We start from the raw sequence: 17,812 nt of genomic DNA on the forward strand, positions 1-17,812 counted from the left end.
GCTTTGACCATTGTTACCCCCTTGCGAGGCATGCACCATGAGCCGACACGATACGTCGAAGCTGGCGAGCCTTTCGCCCTTCGAACTCAAGGATGAACTGATCAAGCTGGCCGGGAGCGTGTCCAACCGGCTGATGCTCAACGCGGGGCGGGGCAACCCCAATTTCCTGGCCACCGTGCCGCGCCATGGCTTCCTGCAGCTTGGGCACTTCGCCATGATCGAGTCGGAGCGGGCGTTCTCCTACCTGCCCGTGGGCGTGGGCGGATTCCCGCGCCGGGCCGGCATCGAGGAACGCTTCGACCAGTTCTCGCGCCAGCACCATGACGTGCCCGGCGTGGCCTTCCTGACCGGCGCGGTCTCGTACGTGCGCGACCAGCTCGGGCTGGACGGCGGCGACTTTCTCTACGAGATGTGCGAGGGCTTCATGGCCTGCAACTACCCGGTGCCGGACCGGATGCTGCGGCTCAGCGAAAAGATCGTCAAGCAGTACATCCGCCGGGAGATGATCGGCGCGCATCCGTTCGAGGGCGACTTCGACCTCTACGCCGTGGAAGGCGGCACGGCGGCCATGACCTACCTGTTCAACTCGATGCGCGTGAACGGGCTGCTGCGCGCGGGCGACACCATCGCGCTGGGCATGCCGATCTTCACGCCGTACATCGAGATTCCCGAGCTGAAGGAATACAACCTCCACGAGGTGAATATCAACGCCGATCCGGCGGCCGGCTGGCAATACCCGAACGAGGAACTGGACAAGCTGCGCGACCCCAAGGTCAAGGCGTTCTTCCTGGTCAACCCGAGCAACCCGCCCTCGGTGCGGGTGAGCGATGCCAGCCTGGAATACCTGGCGGACATCGTCAAGGAGCGCCCGGACCTGATCATCCTGACCGACGACGTGTACGGCACCTTCGCCGACAACTTCGTCTCGCTGTTCGCCATGTGCCCGCGCAACACCATCCTGGTGTACTCGTACTCGAAGTACTTCGGCGCCACGGGCTGGCGGCTGGGGGTCATCGCCACGCATAAATCGAACTTGTTCGATGCGCAGATCGCCGCGCTGCCCGATGCCGACAAGAAGGCGCTGAACGAGCGTTATTCGTCCATCACCACCGAGCCGGCCAAGCTGCCGTTCATCGACCGCATCGTGGCGGACAGCCGCACCGTGGCCCTGAACCATACGGCGGGGCTTTCCACGCCGCAGCAGGTGCAGATGGTGCTGTTCTCGCTGTTCTCGCTCATGGACACGGCGGACACCTACAAGGACACCGTGAAGCGCCTGATCCGCAGCCGCAAGGCCGCGCTGTACCGCGGCATGGGAGCGAAGGCCGAGGCCGTGGACGAGAACGTGGTGGATTACTACACGCTGCTCGACGTGGAGCGCGAGAGCCGCGAGGTGGGGCCGGAGTTCGTGAAGTGGCTGCTGGACTCGATCAAGCCGCACGAGCTGCTGTTCCGGCTGGCCGAGGAGGCCGGCGTGGTGCTGCTGCCCGGTGGTGGATTTGGGACCCAGCATCCGTCCGGACGGGTCTCGCTGGCCAACCTCAACGAAGAGGACTACGTGAAGATCGGCCGCTCGGTGCGCAAGCTGCGCGACGAGTACCTGGAGAAATACCGGGCGCAGGGCGGCAAGGTGGGCAAGGCGGATAAATCGGACAAGTCCGAAAAATCTGACAAGTCGGGCAAGGGCAAGTCAGGCAAGTAGCCGCCCGCACCCAGAAGAACAACCCGAAGGAGGTGCTTCATGAACTGGTTCGTGACGACCCTGAAAGCCTACCCGGAGATCTCGATCTTCCTGGCGCTGGGCATCGGGTACTGGGTGGGCGGCAAGAGCTTCAAGGGCTTCAGTCTCGGGGCGGTGACGTCGACGCTGCTGGTGGCGATCGTGATCGGCATCCTCGGCGTCAAGATCTCGGCCAACGTGAAGTCGGTCTTCTTCCTGATGTTCCTGTTCGCGGTGGGGTACGGCGTGGGGCCGCAGTTCGTGCGGGGCATCGCCAAGGACGGCGTGCCCCAGGCGATTTTCGCGGTGATCCTGGCGGTGCTGTCGCTGGTGGTGTCGGTGGGGGCGGCGATGATCGCCGGGTATGACCTCGGCTCGTCGGCGGGGCTGTTCGCCGGCTCGCAGACCATTTCGGCGTCGATGGGGCTGGCGACGGACGCCATCAACCGGCTGGGCCGCTCGCCCGAGGAAACCAAGGAGTTGCTGGACGCCATGCCGATTGCCTACGCGGTGACGTATATCTTCGGCACGGTCGGCTCGGCCATCATCCTGGCGCAGATCGGGCCGAAGCTGCTGGGCATCGACCTCGTGAACGCCTGCAAGGAGTACGAGCACCTGCTGGGCGCCAGTGACGATGCCGCCGGCACGCAGTGGCACAACTTCGAGCTGCGCGCCTACAAGCTGGCGCCCGACGCGCCCTACATCGGCAAGACCGTGGGCGATGTGGAGTCCCACACGCAGGCGGGCTTCCGGGCGTTCATCGAGCGCATCCGGCGCGACGGCAAGATCATCGAGACGGACCCGTCCACGGTGCTGCAGGCCGGCGACGTGGTGGCGATTGGCGGCAAGCGTAACCAGCTGATCGAATTCCTTGGCCCGCGCGGCGCGGAGGTGGAAGACCGCGAGCTGCTGGACACACCCACCGAGGGCGTGGACATCTACATCACCAACAAGGCCGTGGATGACAAGACGCTCGAGGAACTGGCGCACGAGCCCGGCGCGCGCGGGGTGTTCCTGAGGAAGATCAAGCGCGGCCCGACCGAGACCGTGATCCCGGTGCTGCCGAAGACCAAGCTGTATCGCGGCGATGTGGTCACGCTGGTGGGCCGCACGCGCGACATCAACGCCACGGCCAAGACCCTCGGCTACGTGGACCGGCCGACCACGGTGACCGACGTGGCCTTCATGTCGCTGGCGATCACGGTGGGCACGCTGATCGGGGCCATCGTGCTGAACGTGGGGGGCATTCCGCTGACGCTGTCCACCGCCGGCGGCGCGCTGATCGCGGGGATCATCTTCGGCTGGTATCGCGCCATCCACCCGACCTTCGGCCGCATTCCGGAACCGACAGTCTGGTTCATGAACTCGGTGGGCTTGAACGTGTTCATCGCCGTGGTGGGCATCTCCGCCGGCCCGGGCTTCGTCGCCGGGCTCCAGAAACTCGGCATCAGCCTGTTCCTGTGGGGCATCTTCGCCACCGCCGTGCCGCTGTTCATCGGCATGTTCATCGCCAAGTACGTGTTCCACTTCCACCCGGCGCTGCTGCTCGGCGTCTGCGCCGGGGCGCGCACCACCACGGCGGCACTCGGCATGCTCTGCGAAGCGGCCAAGAGCCAGGTGCCGGGGCTGGGCTATACGGTGACCTACGCGGTCGGCAACACGCTGCTGACGATCTGGGGGATGGTGGTGATCATGATTTTGGCGTGAGGGGGCCAAAAAAGGGGAGTGGTGCGGGATGCACTCGCGGTGCGGGGGATGGTGCCCGGGGTCGGACTCGAACCGACACGCCTTGCGGCGGGGGATTTTGAGTCCCCTGCGTCTACCTGTTTCACCACCCGGGCATTGGGCGGCGATACCCGGACGGGCATCGCGCGGCGATGAACCGCGGATTATGCCGGAAATCGCCCCGCCGAACAACCGCCCCGGGCTTGCGGTAGCATAGCGCGCAGCGCCGCCCGCTTCGCCCCCGTCCTCGTCGCGGCGTCCCCATCGGAGCACCGTGACATGTCAGACCAGCCGTCCCTGGCCAGCCTTGCCGAGTTGCCATCCCAGGACCCCGCGTTCTACGCGCACGCCTATAACAACCGCGCCCGGGTGCCGGACAACGCCACGCACATGGCCCGCTGGGCTGCCGATTCGGCGCTGGTGCGGGCTGCCGCGGCGTCGTACCTCGAGAACCTGCCCTATGGCGACCCGGCGTCGCCCCATGCCGACGACGAGCGCCTCGACTATTTCCCCGCCACGGGCGTGCCCGCCGGCACCCGTCCGCCGCTGCTGGTGTTCGTCCACGGCGGCTACTTCCGGGCGCTCGACAAGCGCGACCACAGCTTCGTGGCCAGCCTGCTGCCCCGGCGCGGCGTGTCGGTGGCGATCATCAACTATTCGCTGTGCCCGGCGGTCACGGTGGAAACCATCGTCCGGCAGGTGGTGCAGAGCGTGGCGTGGCTGTACCGGCAGGGCGATGCGCTCGGCCATGATCGCGACCGCATCTTCGCGGCCGGGCATTCGGTGGGCGGGCATCTGGTGACCATGCTGATGGCGGCGCTGTGGCCGCAGGTGGGCGCAGACCTGCCGGTGGGCCTGATCCGGGGCGGTCTGTCGATCAGCGGCCTGTACGACCTCGAACCGCTGCGCCGCGCCGACTTCCTTCAGGTGGACCTGCGTCTGACCGAGTCAGATGTCGTGCGTCTCTCGCCGGCCTTCCTGCCGCCCGCCACGCGCGCGCCGCTGCTGACGGCGGTGGGCGAGATCGAATCAAGCGAATATCACCGCCAGAACGCGCTGATCCGCGCCGCCTGGCCGGACAACGCGCGCGAGGACATCCCGCTGCCGGGCCGCCATCATTTCAACGCGATGGACGACCTGGCGCGCGACGGCAGCCCGATGCTGCGCGCGCTGCTGGCGATGATCGGCGGGATGTAGGGGAGGGCAGGCTTTAGGACGCGTCCGAGTCCGGCGCCTGCTTGTGTTCCAGCAGGCGCAGCAGCGACGAGGTGTCGTCGCGTCCCCAGCCGTTTGCCATCATCTGGTCGAGCTGGGCCGAGGTGACGCGCATCGCGGGCAGGTCCAGCCCGATCTGCTCGGCGATGTCCTGCGCCAGGCCGAAATCCTTGGCATGCAGCCGCGATTCGATGCCGGCGGCGAAGTCGCGCGCCACCATCTTCGGCCCCAGCAGATCGAGCATGCGGCTGCCCGCAAAGCCCGTGGAGATCGCCTGGAACACCTTGCCGGTGTCCACATCCTGCGCGGCGGCAAAGCGCATGGCCTCGGCGATGCCCTCGATATTCACCACCTGGGCGATCTGGTTGCACAGCTTGGCGACCTGGCCCGCGCCGTGGTCGCCGATATGCGTGATCGACTTGCCAATCAGGTTCAGCAGCGGCCGCACCGTTTCCAGGTGCTCGGCCTTGCCGCCGACCATGATGGTCAGCGTGGCGGCCTGCGCGCCGGTCGTGCCGCCCGACACCGGGCAGTCGAGCGCGTGGATGCCGCGCGCCGCCAGCGACTGGGCAATCTCGCGCGTGACGATCGGCGAGATTGTGCTGTGATCGACGCAGATCGTGCCGGGCGCGGCGCCCTCGATCACGCCATCCTTGCCGAGCAGCACCGTGCGCACGTCTTCCGACGAGGTGACATTGGTGAACACCACGGCCGCTCCGCGTGCGGCGTCAGCCGGCGTGAAGCACGGTTCCGCGCCGAGCTGGCGGGCCGCGTCGGCGGCCTCCGGGCGGCGTACGAAGGCCCGTACCGTGTGGCCGCCAGCAATCAGGTGGCCGACCATCGGCGCGCCCATCGCGCCAAGGCCAATAAATGCAAGGGTGGTCATCCGCGGTTCCTTATCCCCATCGTAAAAAAAGCCATGTGCCGCCGGCTTGGGCGACACATGGCGAGGATAGCCGAGGATGCCGCGCGGCGCCACGCAGGGGCCTGCGCGGGCTCCGGGGCAGGGGCTCAGAACGGCAGTTGTTGGATGGCGCGCAGGATTAGCAGGGGGCTGTTGGGCCCTTCCTTGCTGCTGAAGGCGAACGCATGGCCGGGGCGCACGGCCTTCACGCAGAACGAGATCGTCTTTTGGCCAGCCGCGAGTGCGTTGGCCACCGCCGCGCTGACATCGATCTGCCGAGATTGCTGCACATGGTTGAGGTGAAGCCGTCCGACGAACCGGCCGCCGCACGCTGGCGCGTTGGCCATGGTCAGGGTGTCTTCGTTCCACGCCGTGTCGGTGACGAAGACCTGCAGGATATCGGCCGCCGTGCCGGTGACGTTGCCGCCATGGAGCATGATCCGGTACTCGGGCTTGAAGCGGGCGGGCAGGGCCTGCGCGCCTTCAGGGATCTGGAACTTCATGTAGAAGCTCAGCGGCGGCGTGGCGCCTTGCGCCGCCTCGGTGGCCAGTTTCACGTCGCGGCCGAATGTCGTGTGGACATCATTGCCGCCGCTGACCATCGCGTCAGCCTCGGGCGCGTTGTAGTCGTACGGAATTTCCCGGGCGCAGGCGCGTTCCTTGTTGAGGCATTGTTCGGTCAGATAGTGCATGGCCTTGGGCTGCCAGCCATTGAAGAAGTCGGCATGCCCCGAATAGAGGGGCCCCCAGTTCTCCTGGGATACCTTGCCATGCGCGTTCAGCGTCGGGTCCTTCGAGAGCTGCGCATGCGTGAGATCGCGCACCTGGCCCAGCGCATAGGCGAGATTGATGCTCAGGTGCGGCACGCGCACCGGATAGCCGACCGGGCAGGCGCCGCTCTGGTCGGCATAGGCCATGTTGTTGTAGCCGCCGTGATGGGAGCGCAGCGTCGGATTCAGGTTGATGCCGTCCCAGCAGGTGGGGAAGCTGATGCCGATGTTGAGTTGCGTCCCCTTCACCGGATCGGGCACGCAGTCAGTCGGGATGGTGTTGGTGTAGCCCCTGCGGCTGCCGGTGCACAGGAACGAGATGCGCGGGTTGGGCTGCGTGCCGGCGTGGTTGCCGGCCAGCATTTGCAGGCCGGTTGGCATGACACTGACCGGGTAGCGGTTGGAACTGGGCACCGCCACGTTCGAGTAGTAGGTCTTCTTGTAGGTGGGCGGCACGATCGTGCCGTCGGGCAGCTTCAGCGAGGGGGCCCAGTACGAGCTGGTGTCCGCAGCGTTCTCGCAGGTGGTGCCGGACTTTGCCAGCAGGTCGGCGCCCGTGGTGTAGGCGTCTGCCGCCGTGTTGCCGAAGAAGTCATGCCGCATCGCCGTGCCCGGCCGCTTCGGGTGAACGATGGGGTCGTCCGCCAGCGTGTGCGAGTACAGGCAGAGCGCGTTGGCGCGGCCGTCGCGCAGGGTGCCCTGCGCCATTGCGGAGAAGCTGGCGGCCAGACCGCCCGCCAGGACAAGGGTTTTGAGACAGGAAGCGTGCATCGGTCGTCGTGGTTGTCGGAATGGCTGCCTGACAGGATCAGGCGCGGCCGATTCTAGCGACGACGGACGCAACGAATCGTCTCAATCTCCTTGTTCTTGATGCACTTGAATAATCAAAGTTTTTGCGAGGCCGCGAGGCGCCACAGCGAGGTCACCTCGGCCTTGCGGGCCTGGTGCAGCGGATCGTCCGGATCACTCGCCTTGGGATGGCGCGGGCGGATGTCGGAGCGGCCCAGCACCTTCAGCCCGGCGTCTTCGATCCAGCCCAGCAGTTCCTCGCGCGTGCGCAGGCCCAGATGCTCGGCGAAGTCGGAGAGCAGCAGCCAGCCCTGGCCGGCCGGCTCCAGATGCTCGGCAAGGCCGGCGAGGAAGCCGCGCAGCATGCGGCTCTCGGGATCGAACACGGCATGCTCGACCGGCGAACTCGGTCGCGCGGGCACCCAGGGCGGGTTGCAGACCACCAGCGGGGCGCGGCCGGCGGGGAAGAGGTCGGCCTCGACCACTTCCACCTGATGGGTCAGACCCAGCCGGCCGAGGTTGTCGCGGGCGCATTGCAGCGCGCGCGGGTCCTGGTCCGTGGCCACCACGCGGCGCACGCCGCGCTGCGCCAGCAGGGCCGCCAGCACGCCGGTGCCGGTGCCGATGTCGAAGGCGAGCTTGTCCGAGGGCAGCGCTTCCTTGGCGACGAGGTCGAGGTATTCGCCCCGCACCGGCGAGAACACGCCGTACCACGGGTGGATCCGTTCGCCCAGCACCGGGATCTCGACGCCCTTCTTGCGCCACTCGTAGGCGCCGATCAGGCCGAGCAGTTCGCGCATCGAGGCCACATAGGGCGCCGTGGCCGGGCCGTAGACCTGCGTGCAGGCCTCAGCCACCTCGGGCGCGCGGCGCAGCGGCACCACGTGGCCGGCGTCGAACGGCAGCAGCAGCATGCCCAGCGTGCGCGCGCGTTGCGACTGCGCCAGCCGGTGCTTGTGGAACGCCTCGGTCATGTTGGCCGGCGGCTTGGGCGCGCGCTTGGGCTTGCGGTCGGTGCGGCGGGCCATGGCCTGGAGCAGCTGGCGCGCGTTCTGGAAGTCGCCGCGCCAGAGCAGGGCCACGCCTTCGCTGGCCAGCCGAAACGCCGTGTCGGCAGGCGTCTGGTCATCGGCAATCACCACGCGCTTTGGCGGCGGCAGGCCGGCCTCGGAGCGCCACAGCGCGCTGCGCTCGGCGCCGTCTTCGGTCCAGTGGATGGTGGGGAGGGAGGAGGAGTCAGACATATCTATATAGAGGGAGGCGTGCGCCACATCGGCAGGCAATCTTAAATGTGCCGATTACAGCTCATAGGCCTCGTGATCGCCCGACATCGCCTGTTCCACGAGCTTGCGGTTCAGGGTGGGCGAGAACAATTCGATGAAGGTATAGACGAAGCTGCGCAGATACGCGCCCTGTTTGACGGCCAGATGGGTCACATTGGTGCCGAACAGGTGGCCGACCGGGATGCCGCGCAGGTTGCGGTCGCGCTCGGCATCGAACGCCACACCGGCCACGATACCGATGCCCAGGCCGATCTCGACATAGGTCTTGATCACGTCTGCGTCGATGGCCTCGAGGATGATATCCGGCTCCAACTGGCGCAAGGCGAATGCCTTGTCAATTTTGGGGCGGCCCGCGAAATTCGGATCGTAAGTGATCAATGGGTAACTTGCGATGTCCTCGAGCGCGATGTGCTTCTTTTCCAGCAAGGGATGGTCGGGCGGCGTGATGACCGTATGCGACCACTGGTAGCCGGGCAGCGACACCAGGCCCTTGTCCCCCGAGATGCCCTCGGTGGCGATACCGATGTCGGCCTGGTCGTGCAGGATCATGTCCGCGATCTGCGAGGGGTTGCCCTGCTGGATCGACAGCCGCACCTTGGGGTAGCGCTTGGTGAACTCGCCGATCACGCGCGGCAGGGCATAGCGCGCCTGGGTGTGCGTGGTGGCGATGGTGAAGTTGCCTTGATCCTGGGCAGCGTAGTCCTTGCCTACCCGCTTCAGGCTCTCCACCTCCTGCAGGATCTTCTCCACGGAGGTCAGGATGCGGCGCCCCGGCTCGGTCAGGCTGCGGATGCGCTTGCCGTGCCGCGTAAAAATATCGACGCCCAGCTCCTCCTCCAGCTCGATGATGGCCTTGGAGACGCCAGGTTGTGACGTATAGAGCGCTTTAGCGGCTTCGGTCAGGTTGTAGTTCTGACGGACGGCCTCGCGCACGAAGCGGAACTGGTGCAGGTTCATATAACTCGGTGCGTATAAACAAACAACTTCTTATTAGTTTGAGATATGAGGCCAGTTTATTACGATTTTCGAACTTTGTTAAATAACGGCCTGCCCGTATTGCGTCCGCGCCCAGCCTGAACCCCGGCGAGGCGCGGAAGTGACGGAAAAGGCATTGTTGAGAACCCCCCGAATGTCCCTTGCGTATACCGCTTCCGGTCTGCTGGTAGGTATCTTGGTCGGTCTGACCGGGGTAGGCGGGGGTTCGCTCATGACGCCGCTGCTGACCCTGCTGTTCGGCTTCTCGCCGGCCACGGCGGTGGGTACCGACCTCGCGTTCGCCTCGATCACCAAGGGCTTCGGCACCATCGCGCACCGCGCCCATGGCCACGTGCAATGGCAGGTGGTGCGCCGCCTCTGCATCGGCAGCCTGCCCGCCGCACTGGTCGCCATCCTCGTACTCAAGAGCGCCGGCGAGCTGGACGCGCGCTGGCTGCACGGCATTCGGCTGATGATCGGCGTGTCGGTGCTGCTGACTGTATTGTCGCTGCTGTTCCGCAAGCAGATGCTGGCCTGGCTCGAACGCAACCCGCGTTTCCAGCTGGAAGGCCGCCGCCAGGTGGTGGCGACCGTGGTGGTGGGCGCCGTGATCGGCGTGCTCGTCACGGTGTCGTCGATCGGCGCCGGCGCGGTTGGCGCCACGCTGATCCTGTTGCTGTACCCCCATATGAAGCCGGCCGAAGTGGCTGGCACCGATATCGCCTACGCCGTGCCGCTCACGGCGGTGGCCGGGCTGGGCCACGTGTGGCTCGGCACCGTCGACTGGAATTTGTTGCTGGCGCTGCTGGTGGGCTCGATCCCCGGCATCTGGCTGGGCGCGCAACTGTCCCGGGCGCTGCCCGAGCGGCTCGTGCGCGCCGCCCTGGCCACCACGCTCACGCTGGTCGCCATCAAGCTCGTTTCCTAAGCATTCAACGAATACTGAACGGACCCACACCATGTATCAGTACGATCAATACGACCAGCGCATCGTCCAAGAGCGCGTTGCCCAGTTCCGTGACCAGGTGCGCCGCCGCCTCTCCGACGAACTGACCGAAGAGGAATTTCTGCCGCTGCGGCTGCAGAACGGCCTGTACATGCAGCGCCATGCCTACATGCTGCGCGTGGCCATTCCGTACGGCCTGCTGGCGTCGAAGCAGATGCGCATGCTGGCGCATATCGCGCGCGAGTACGACCGTGGCTACGGCCACTTCTCCACGCGCCAGAACATCCAGTACAACTGGATGGACCTCGAGCGCGTGCCGGACGTGCTGGCCGACCTCGCCAGCGTGGAGATGCACGGCATCCAGACCTCGGGCAACTGCGTGCGCAACATCACGACCGACCACTTCGCCGGCGTGACGCCGGACGAGACCGTGGACCCGCGCGTGCTGGCCGAACTGCTGCGCCAGTGGAGCACCTTCCAGCCGGAATTCGCCTTCCTGCCGCGCAAGTTCAAGATCGCGATCTCGGCCTCCGCCAACGACCGCGCCGTGGTGCAGATGCACGACATCGGCATCTACGCCTACCGGAATGCCGCCGGCGAGACGCGCCTGCGCATCCTGGCCGGTGGCGGCCTGGGCCGCACGCCGATCCTGGGCACGATCATCAAGGACGACCTGCCGTGGCAGCACATGCTGACCTACGTGGAGTCCGCGATTCGCGTGTACAACCGCTACGGCCGCCGCGACAACAAGTACAAGGCCCGTATCAAGATCCTCGTGAAGGCTATCGGCGCCGAGAAGTTCGCCGCCGAGGTCGAGGAAGAGTGGCAGCACAGCAAGGACGGCCCGGGCACCATCACGCAGGACGAGTTCGCCCGCGTGGCGCAGTACTTCGCCCCGCCGGCCTACGAGAAGCTGGCCGACACCGACGCCGGCTACGAGAAGCACCTGCTCGAGGACAAGGCGTTCGCGCGCTGGGTCAGCCGCAGCGTGCACGCCCACAAGGTGCCGGGCTATGCCGCCGTGACGCTCTCCACCAAGCCGGGCCCCGTCTCGCCCCCGGGCGATGCCACGGACAAGCAGATGGAAGCCGTGGCCGACCTGGCCGACCGCTACGGGTTTGGCGAGCTGCGCGTGGCGCACGAGCAGAACCTGGTGCTGCCGGACGTCAAGAAGCATGACCTTTTCGCCCTCTGGCAGGAAGCGAAGCAGGCCGGCCTGGCGACGGCCAACATCGGCCTGCTGACCGACATCATCGCCTGCCCGGGCGGCGATTTCTGCTCGCTGGCGAATGCCAAGTCGATCCCGATCGCGCTGGGCATCCAGGAGCGCTTCGACAACCTCGACTTCGTGTACGACCTCGGCGAGATCTCGCTGAACATCTCCGGCTGCATCAACGCCTGCGGTCACCACCACGTGGGCAACATCGGCGTGCTGGGCGTGGACAAGGACGGTTCCGAGTGGTACCAGGTGACGCTCGGCGGCGCCCAGGGCAACAACACCGCGCTGGGCAAGGTCATCGGCCCGTCGTTCAGCGCCGAGGAAATGCCCGACGTGGTGAGCCGCATCATCGAAACCTTCGTCGCGCACCGCGTCGAGGACGAGCGCTTCATCGACACGTTCGCCCGCATCGGCATCGCCCCGTTCAAGGAACGTGTGTACGCCGACAAGCAGCGCGAAGAGCGCGCCGAAGCCTGACGACCCCGGAGAGACTGAACATGGCAAAGATTATTAAACTGCAACGCGACGCCGCCGACCTCCGCCCCGTGATCGTCGAGGACGACTGGACCGTGCTGCGCGCCACCGAGACCGAGCCGCTGGACGACGCCCGCGTGGCCGCCGCCGCGCAGGGCACGGACGCCGTGCTGTTCCCGCTGTCGGTGTGGAAGGCGCACGCAGCGCTGCTGGCCGGCCGCGACAAGGCCATCACCGGCGTGTGGCTGGCTCCTGAAGACGAGCCGGGCGATGCCGAGGCGCTCTTCGACCGCGTGTCGCTGGTCGCCGTCGATTTCCCGGTGTTCCGCGATGGCCGCGGTTTCTCGTCGGCCTACCTGCTGCGCACCCGTTACCACTGGGACGGCCAGCTCCGCGCCATCGGCGACGTGCTGCGCGACCAGCTCAACTTCATGAAGCGCTGCGGCTTCGACGCCTTCGCGGTGCGCGCCGACAAGAACATCGACGACGCCATCAAGGGCTTCACCGAGTTCACGGTGGCCTATCAGGCATCGGTGGACGAGCCGCTGCCGCTGTTCCGCCGCAACCGTGCGGAAGTGACCGCCCGGGGCGCCGCATGAGCGCAGTGATCTCCGACATCCCTGTGGTGGAGCTGGGCGCGCCGGTGTCCGGCCTGCGCCCGCCCGCGCTGTGGACCCAGCCGGTCTACACGGGCACGGTGGAGGCGCTGGAAGCCAAGGAACGCGCGTTGGCCGAGCGGCTGGCCGAGATTGCGGGCCGCTTCTTCCGCGCCCGCTTCGCCACCAGCCTGGCTGCCGAGGATATGGTCCTGACCGATGCCATCCTGCGTGGCGGTGACGCCGTGCGCGCCGGCATCCGCGTGTTCACGCTGAACACGGGCCGCCTGCACGCCGAGACGCTGGCCGTGCTGGATCAGGTGCATACGCACTACGGCTACGCCATCGAGCAGTTCACGCCGGACCCGGAAGCGGTGGAGAACTACCTGAAGAACCACGGCCTGAACGCGTTCTACGATAGCGTGGACCTGCGCAAGAGCTGCTGCGGCATCCGCAAGGTGGAGCCGCTGAACCGCGCGCTGTCCCACGCCGATGCCTGGATGACCGGCCAGCGCCGCGAGCAGGCCGTCACGCGTGCCGAGCTGCCGTTCGAGGAGCTGGACGAAGCGCGCGACATCCCCAAATTCAATCCGCTGGCCGACTGGACCGAGGCCGAGGTCTGGGCCTATCTGGTGCGCCACAACGTGCCGGTGAACGCGCTGCATGCCAAGGGCTACCCGAGCATTGGCTGCGAGCCGTGTACGCGCGCCGTGAAGGCTGGCGAAGACGTCCGCGCAGGACGTTGGTGGTGGGAGACCAAGGACTCGAAAGAGTGCGGGCTCCACGAGCAGAACATCAAGCATTGAAGTATTGAATCGAGGCCGAGAACGACATGGGCATCATGAACGACATCGCAGAAGCAGGGGTTGAACACCTGCTCCAGGTCCAGAACGACCACCTCGACCGGCTGGAAGCCGAGTCGATCTACATCATCCGTGAAGTGGTGGCCGAGTGCCGCAACCCGGCGCTGCTGTTCTCCGGCGGCAAGGATTCGATCGTCATGCTGCACCTGGCGCTGAAGGCCTTCCGCCTGGGCGACCGCAAGGTGGAACTGCCGTTCCCGCTGGTGCACATCGACACCGGCCATAACTACCCGGAAGTGATCGCCTTCCGCGACCAGCGCGTGGCGGAACTGGGCGCGCGCCTGGTGGTGGGCCATGTCGAGGATTCGATCAAGCGCGGCACGGTGCGCCTGCGCAAGGAAACCGACTCGCGCAACGCGGCGCAGGCCGTGACGCTGCTGGAAACCATCGAGGCGCACAAGTACGACGCGCTGATGGGCGGCGCCCGCCGCGACGAAGAGAAGGCCCGCGCCAAGGAACGGATCTTCTCGTTCCGCGACGAGTTCGGCCAGTGGGACCCCAAGGCCCAGCGCCCAGAGCTGTGGAGCCTGTACAACGCCCGCATGGCGGCCGGCGAGCAGATGCGCGTGTTCCCGATCTCGAACTGGACCGAGCTGGATGTGTGGCAGTACATCGCCCGGGAAAACCTGGCCCTGCCGCCGATCTACTATGCGCACGAGCGCGAAGTGGTGCGCAAGAACGGCCTGCTGGTGCCAGTGACGCCGATCACGCCCAAGCAGGACGGCGATGTGAGCGAGGTGCTGTCGGTACGCTTCCGGACCGTGGGCGACATCTCCTGCACCTGCCCGGTGGCCAGCACGGCCGCCAACCCGGTGGACATCATCGCCGAGACCGCGGTGACTGAGATCACCGAGCGCGGCGCCACCCGGATGGACGACCAGACCAGCGAGGCGTCGATGGAACGCCGCAAGAAGGAAGGCTACTTCTAAGCCGCAGCCAAGGACCACACATCATGACTAGACAAGCATCTCACCAGGGCCTGCTGCGCTTTATCACCGCGGGTTCCGTGGACGACGGCAAGAGCACGCTGATCGGCCGCCTGCTGTATGACAGCAAGGCCGTGCTGTCCGACCAGCTGACCGCGCTGGCCAACGCCAAGAACAAGCGCACCGCCGGCGAACAGATCGACTTCTCGCTGCTGACCGATGGCCTGGAAGCCGAGCGCGAGCAGGGCATCACCATCGACGTGGCCTACCGCTACTTCTCCACGGCGCGCCGCAAGTTCATCATCGCCGACACGCCGGGGCACGAGCAGTACACCCGCAACATGGTGACCGGCGCCAGCACGGCGCACGCCGCCATCGTGCTGGTGGACGCCACGCGCGTGACCGTGCAGGGCGGCCGTGCCGAACTGCTGGCCCAGACCAAGCGCCACTCGGCCATCCTGAAGCTGCTGGAGATCCAGCACGTGATCGTCGCCATCAACAAGATGGATCTGATCGAGTACGACGAGCAGCGTTTCAACGAGATCCGTACCGCGTACACCGAACTGGCCGCGCAACTGGGCCTGAAAGATGTGCGATATGTGCCGGTGTCGGCGCTTCGTGGTGACAACATCGTCCACGCCAGCGACGCGATGCCGTGGTACTCGGGCGAGCCGCTGCTGCCGCTGCTGGAGGCCCTCCCTGTCGAGGAGCCGGCCCCCGAGGGCGACGCCGCGCTGCGCTTCCCGGTGCAGCTGGTGATCCGCCAGGACGGCGCCCAGTCGGACGATTTCCGGGGCTACGCCGGCCGCGTGGAAGCGGGCACCGTGCGCGTGGGCCAGAAGCTGCGCGTGCTGCCGGCCAACCGCGACGCCGTGGTGGCCGAAGTGCTGACGCCGAACGGCGCCGCCGACTCGGCCAACGCGGGCGACACCGTGACGGTGCGCCTGTCGGAAGACGTCGATGTATCACGCGGTGACATGTTCGTCGCCGCCGACGCCGCCTCGGTCTCGGCCAAGAAGCTGCAGGCCGACCTGTGCTGGTTCGACGACGAATCGCTGAATCCGTCGCGCAAGTACGTGCTCAAGCACACCACGGCCAGCGTGTTCGCGCGCGTGTCGGCGGTGGATCGCGTGCTGGACGTGCACACGCTGTCGCACGAGACCGGCCGCCATGACATCCGCCTGAACGACATCGGTTCGGTGCAGTTGTCGCTGCAGAAGCCGATCGTGTGCGATGTCTACGGCGATAATCCGGCGACGGGCGCGTTCGTGCTGATCGACGAAGCGACCAACCACACGGTGGCGGCGGGCATGATCCGTGCGTATAGCTGACATCGACATCGTCAGACGGCAAGTAGAACAGTGAGCGAGATGACCCCGCATCAAGACAAACGGACCGGACGCGTGACCCTGATTGGTGCAGGCCCCGGTGCGGCCGACCTCATTACGGTGCGTGGTGCACGCCTGCTGGGCGAGGCCCAGGTGGTGCTGCACGACGCGCTGGTGTCGCCCGAGATGCTGGCCTGGTGCCCCCAGGCGCAACTCGTGGAGGTGGGCAAGCGCTGCGGGCAGCGCAGCACCGCACAGCTGTTCATCAATCGCCAGATCGTGGACCTGGCCACCAAGTACGAGCGCGTGGTGCGCCTCAAGGGCGGCGACCCGATGCTGTTCGGCCGCGCCGACGAGGAACTCCAGGCGCTGGAAGCGGCAGGCATCGAGTATGAGGTGGTGCCGGGCATCACGGCAGCGCTGGCGGCCGCCTCGGCCATCCGCAAGCCGCTGACCAAGCGCGGCGTCTCCCGCAGCGTGGCCTTCGCCACCCAGGCCAAGGCGGCCGATGCGGTGGACGTGGAAGCCGACGTCCGCGCCGACACCATCGTCTATTACATGGGGCGCGACCAGGCGGCCAACATCGCCGCACAGCTGATCGCCCACGGCAAGCCCGCCACGACGCCCGCATGGGTCGTGGAAGCGGCCACCACCCCGAAGCAGCGCAGCCACCAGTTCACGCTGCGCCAGATGGCGGCCGGGGAGGCTGCGGCATGGATGGACCCCGTGCAGCCGAGCCTGCTGATGATCGGCGAGGCACTGGCGGATCGGGCGACGGAATCCGTGGAAGAGGCTGGGGCGGACGAACCCCATCACGAGCGCGCCGCCTGAGTCTTGGCGGGAGGCGTATGAAAAAGCCCGACGAATCTGAACTGCACCCCAAAAGTTGGACACCAACTTTTGGGGTGTTTTCATGTATCGGTACTCGGAGCAGTTCAGGCTGACAGTTATCCAGAGCTACCTGGACGGTCAGGCAGGCTATGGTGAGATCGCCAAACGCCATGAAATAGACAGCGGGCCCAAAAGGGCGTCCCAGGAAGATGTCGCCACCCACTCCCAAAGCAAAGCCACCGAAGCCATCTGGTGATCGCACGCGCACGCGCGAGGAGCTCATTGACGAGCTGAACTACCTGCGCATGGAGAACGCCTACCTAAAAAAACTCGRCGCCTTAGTTCAAGCGAACAAGAAATCTGCGCAACCCAAAAAGCGCAAATAGTGCTTGAGCTAAGGCGGCAGTATCCATTGGCGGGGCTGTTGAAGGTCGCAGGCCTGGCACGAAGCACCTTCTACTATCAGCAAACAGTACTTCAGGCGCAGGACAGGTATGCGGAACTGAAGGCAAGAATCCGTGAGCTGTTTGCGCAGCACAAAGGTCGCTACGGCTACCGCCGCATTACGGCGGCGCTTCGGAAAGCGGAATTGATCGTCAACCACAAGACGGTTCAGCGCCTGATGAAAGCCATGGGCCTGAAGTCTCTCGTCCGGCCAAAGAAATACCGTTCTTACAAAGGTGCGGTGGGCCGAGTTGCGCCCAACGTGTTGCAACGGCAGTTCCACGCCGGGCGTCCGAATCAGAAATGGGTAACCGATGTGACCGAATTTAGCGTCGCCGGCGAGAAGCTATACCTCTCGCCGGTGCTGGACCTGCATAACGGCGAGATCGTCGCATACGAGATGGCCAGGCGTCCGTTGTTCGAGATGGTAAGCAAAATGCTCAAGAAGGCGTTTGCTCGACTCGGCCCCAAGGACCGACCGATCCTGCATTCGGATCARGGCTGGCAATACCAAATGGCGTCCTATCGATCGATGCTCAAGCAGCGCAGTGTCCGTCCCAGTATGTCGCGCAAAGGTAACTGCCTCGACAACGCTGCCATGGAGAGCTTCTTCGGCATCCTAAAGTCCGAATTCTTCTACCTGAACAAGTTCACCAGCATCGAGCAACTGCAGGATGGACTGCGCCAATACATTCACTACTACAATCATGACCGCATCAAGCTCAAACTAAAAGGGCTGAGTCCCGTGCAATACAGGACTCAGCCCTTTCCGGCCTAGCCATCAACCGTCCAACTTCTGGGGGT

At 65.9% G+C, this 17,812-nt stretch carries 14 protein-coding genes, 1 tRNA gene and 1 pseudogene; 11 read left to right on the forward strand and 5 right to left on the reverse strand.

All coding sequences use genetic code 11. The features are described from left to right. Positions 1 to 37 precede the first annotated feature (37 nt). Positions 38 to 1,702 (forward strand): bifunctional aspartate transaminase/aspartate 4-decarboxylase, encoded by a 1,665-nt coding sequence (locus tag AC1DFU_RS19690; RefSeq protein ID WP_092300803.1) that lies wholly within the window; start codon positions 38 to 40, stop codon positions 1,700 to 1,702. Positions 1,703 to 1,741: 39 nt separating this feature from the next. Next, positions 1,742 to 3,427 (forward strand): aspartate-alanine antiporter, encoded by a 1,686-nt coding sequence (gene aspT / locus AC1DFU_RS19695; protein WP_092300800.1) that lies wholly within the window; start codon positions 1,742 to 1,744, stop codon positions 3,425 to 3,427. A gap of 49 nt (positions 3,428 to 3,476) precedes the next feature. Here the strand turns inward: aspT and AC1DFU_RS19700 are convergent. After that, positions 3,477 to 3,561 (reverse strand) — tRNA-Leu (locus AC1DFU_RS19700). A gap of 163 nt (positions 3,562 to 3,724) precedes the next feature. On the opposite strand from AC1DFU_RS19700, the gene AC1DFU_RS19705 reads away from it, so the two are divergent. Continuing rightward, on the forward strand, positions 3,725 to 4,642 hold the full coding sequence (locus AC1DFU_RS19705) for an alpha/beta hydrolase (protein WP_441592364.1): 918 nt from the start codon (positions 3,725 to 3,727) through the stop codon (positions 4,640 to 4,642). A 13-nt stretch (positions 4,643 to 4,655) separates the two neighbouring features. Here AC1DFU_RS19705 and AC1DFU_RS19710 read toward each other — a convergent pair whose 3' ends face one another. The 4 genes from AC1DFU_RS19710 to AC1DFU_RS19725 form a co-directional block, all read right to left on the reverse strand. Next, positions 4,656 to 5,546 (reverse strand): NAD(P)-dependent oxidoreductase, encoded by an 891-nt coding sequence (locus AC1DFU_RS19710; RefSeq protein ID WP_092300794.1) that lies wholly within the window; start codon positions 5,544 to 5,546, stop codon positions 4,656 to 4,658. Positions 5,547 to 5,671: 125 nt separating this feature from the next. Next, on the reverse strand, positions 5,672 to 7,105 hold the full coding sequence (locus AC1DFU_RS19715; protein ID WP_092300792.1) for a DUF1996 domain-containing protein: 1,434 nt from the start codon (positions 7,103 to 7,105) through the stop codon (positions 5,672 to 5,674). A 113-nt stretch (positions 7,106 to 7,218) separates the two neighbouring features. Next, positions 7,219 to 8,367, reverse strand: a complete 1,149-nt coding sequence (locus AC1DFU_RS19720) for a methyltransferase (RefSeq protein ID WP_092300789.1) — start codon at positions 8,365 to 8,367, stop codon at positions 7,219 to 7,221. A 54-nt stretch (positions 8,368 to 8,421) separates the two neighbouring features. Further along, complete coding sequence (locus AC1DFU_RS19725; protein WP_092300786.1) at positions 8,422 to 9,363, reverse strand: CysB family HTH-type transcriptional regulator; 942 nt, start codon at positions 9,361 to 9,363, stop codon at positions 8,422 to 8,424. A gap of 172 nt (positions 9,364 to 9,535) precedes the next feature. On the opposite strand from AC1DFU_RS19725, the gene AC1DFU_RS19730 reads away from it, so the two are divergent. From AC1DFU_RS19730 to AC1DFU_RS19765, 8 genes and pseudogenes are all read left to right on the forward strand, one after another. Then, complete coding sequence (locus tag AC1DFU_RS19730) at positions 9,536 to 10,309, forward strand: sulfite exporter TauE/SafE family protein (RefSeq protein WP_092300783.1); 774 nt, start codon at positions 9,536 to 9,538, stop codon at positions 10,307 to 10,309. A gap of 31 nt (positions 10,310 to 10,340) precedes the next feature. Beyond that, the gene (locus AC1DFU_RS19735) at positions 10,341 to 12,023 is read left to right on the forward strand and encodes a nitrite/sulfite reductase (RefSeq protein WP_441592368.1); all 1,683 of its coding nucleotides are present in this window, start codon (positions 10,341 to 10,343) and stop codon (positions 12,021 to 12,023) included. Positions 12,024 to 12,043: 20 nt separating this feature from the next. Then, positions 12,044 to 12,619 carry a DUF934 domain-containing protein gene (locus AC1DFU_RS19740; protein ID WP_441592370.1) on the forward strand — a complete coding sequence of 192 codons (576 nt, stop codon included), beginning with the start codon at positions 12,044 to 12,046 and terminating at the stop codon, positions 12,617 to 12,619. Then, entirely contained in the window at positions 12,616 to 13,422 is an 807-nt protein-coding gene (locus tag AC1DFU_RS19745) for a phosphoadenylyl-sulfate reductase (protein ID WP_092300774.1), read from the forward strand. The genes AC1DFU_RS19740 and AC1DFU_RS19745 overlap by 4 nt, the downstream gene beginning before the upstream one ends. 26 nt (positions 13,423 to 13,448) lie before the next feature. Next, on the forward strand, positions 13,449 to 14,408 hold the full coding sequence (gene cysD, locus AC1DFU_RS19750; RefSeq protein WP_441592372.1) for a sulfate adenylyltransferase subunit CysD: 960 nt from the start codon (positions 13,449 to 13,451) through the stop codon (positions 14,406 to 14,408). A gap of 23 nt (positions 14,409 to 14,431) precedes the next feature. Continuing rightward, positions 14,432 to 15,736 carry a sulfate adenylyltransferase subunit 1 gene (locus tag AC1DFU_RS19755; RefSeq protein ID WP_092300768.1) on the forward strand — a complete coding sequence of 435 codons (1,305 nt, stop codon included), beginning with the start codon at positions 14,432 to 14,434 and terminating at the stop codon, positions 15,734 to 15,736. 39 nt (positions 15,737 to 15,775) lie between these two features. Next, positions 15,776 to 16,564: a uroporphyrinogen-III C-methyltransferase gene (gene cobA / locus AC1DFU_RS19760; protein ID WP_092300765.1), complete on the forward strand. Its 789-nt coding sequence runs from the start codon at positions 15,776 to 15,778 to the stop codon at positions 16,562 to 16,564. A gap of 191 nt (positions 16,565 to 16,755) precedes the next feature. Continuing rightward, positions 16,756 to 17,786 (forward strand): annotated as a pseudogene (locus tag AC1DFU_RS19765) (IS3 family transposase); the annotation flags it as partial. Positions 17,787 to 17,812: the final 26 nt, after the last annotated feature.

The organism is Cupriavidus sp. 10L45 (genome assembly GCF_056395225.1).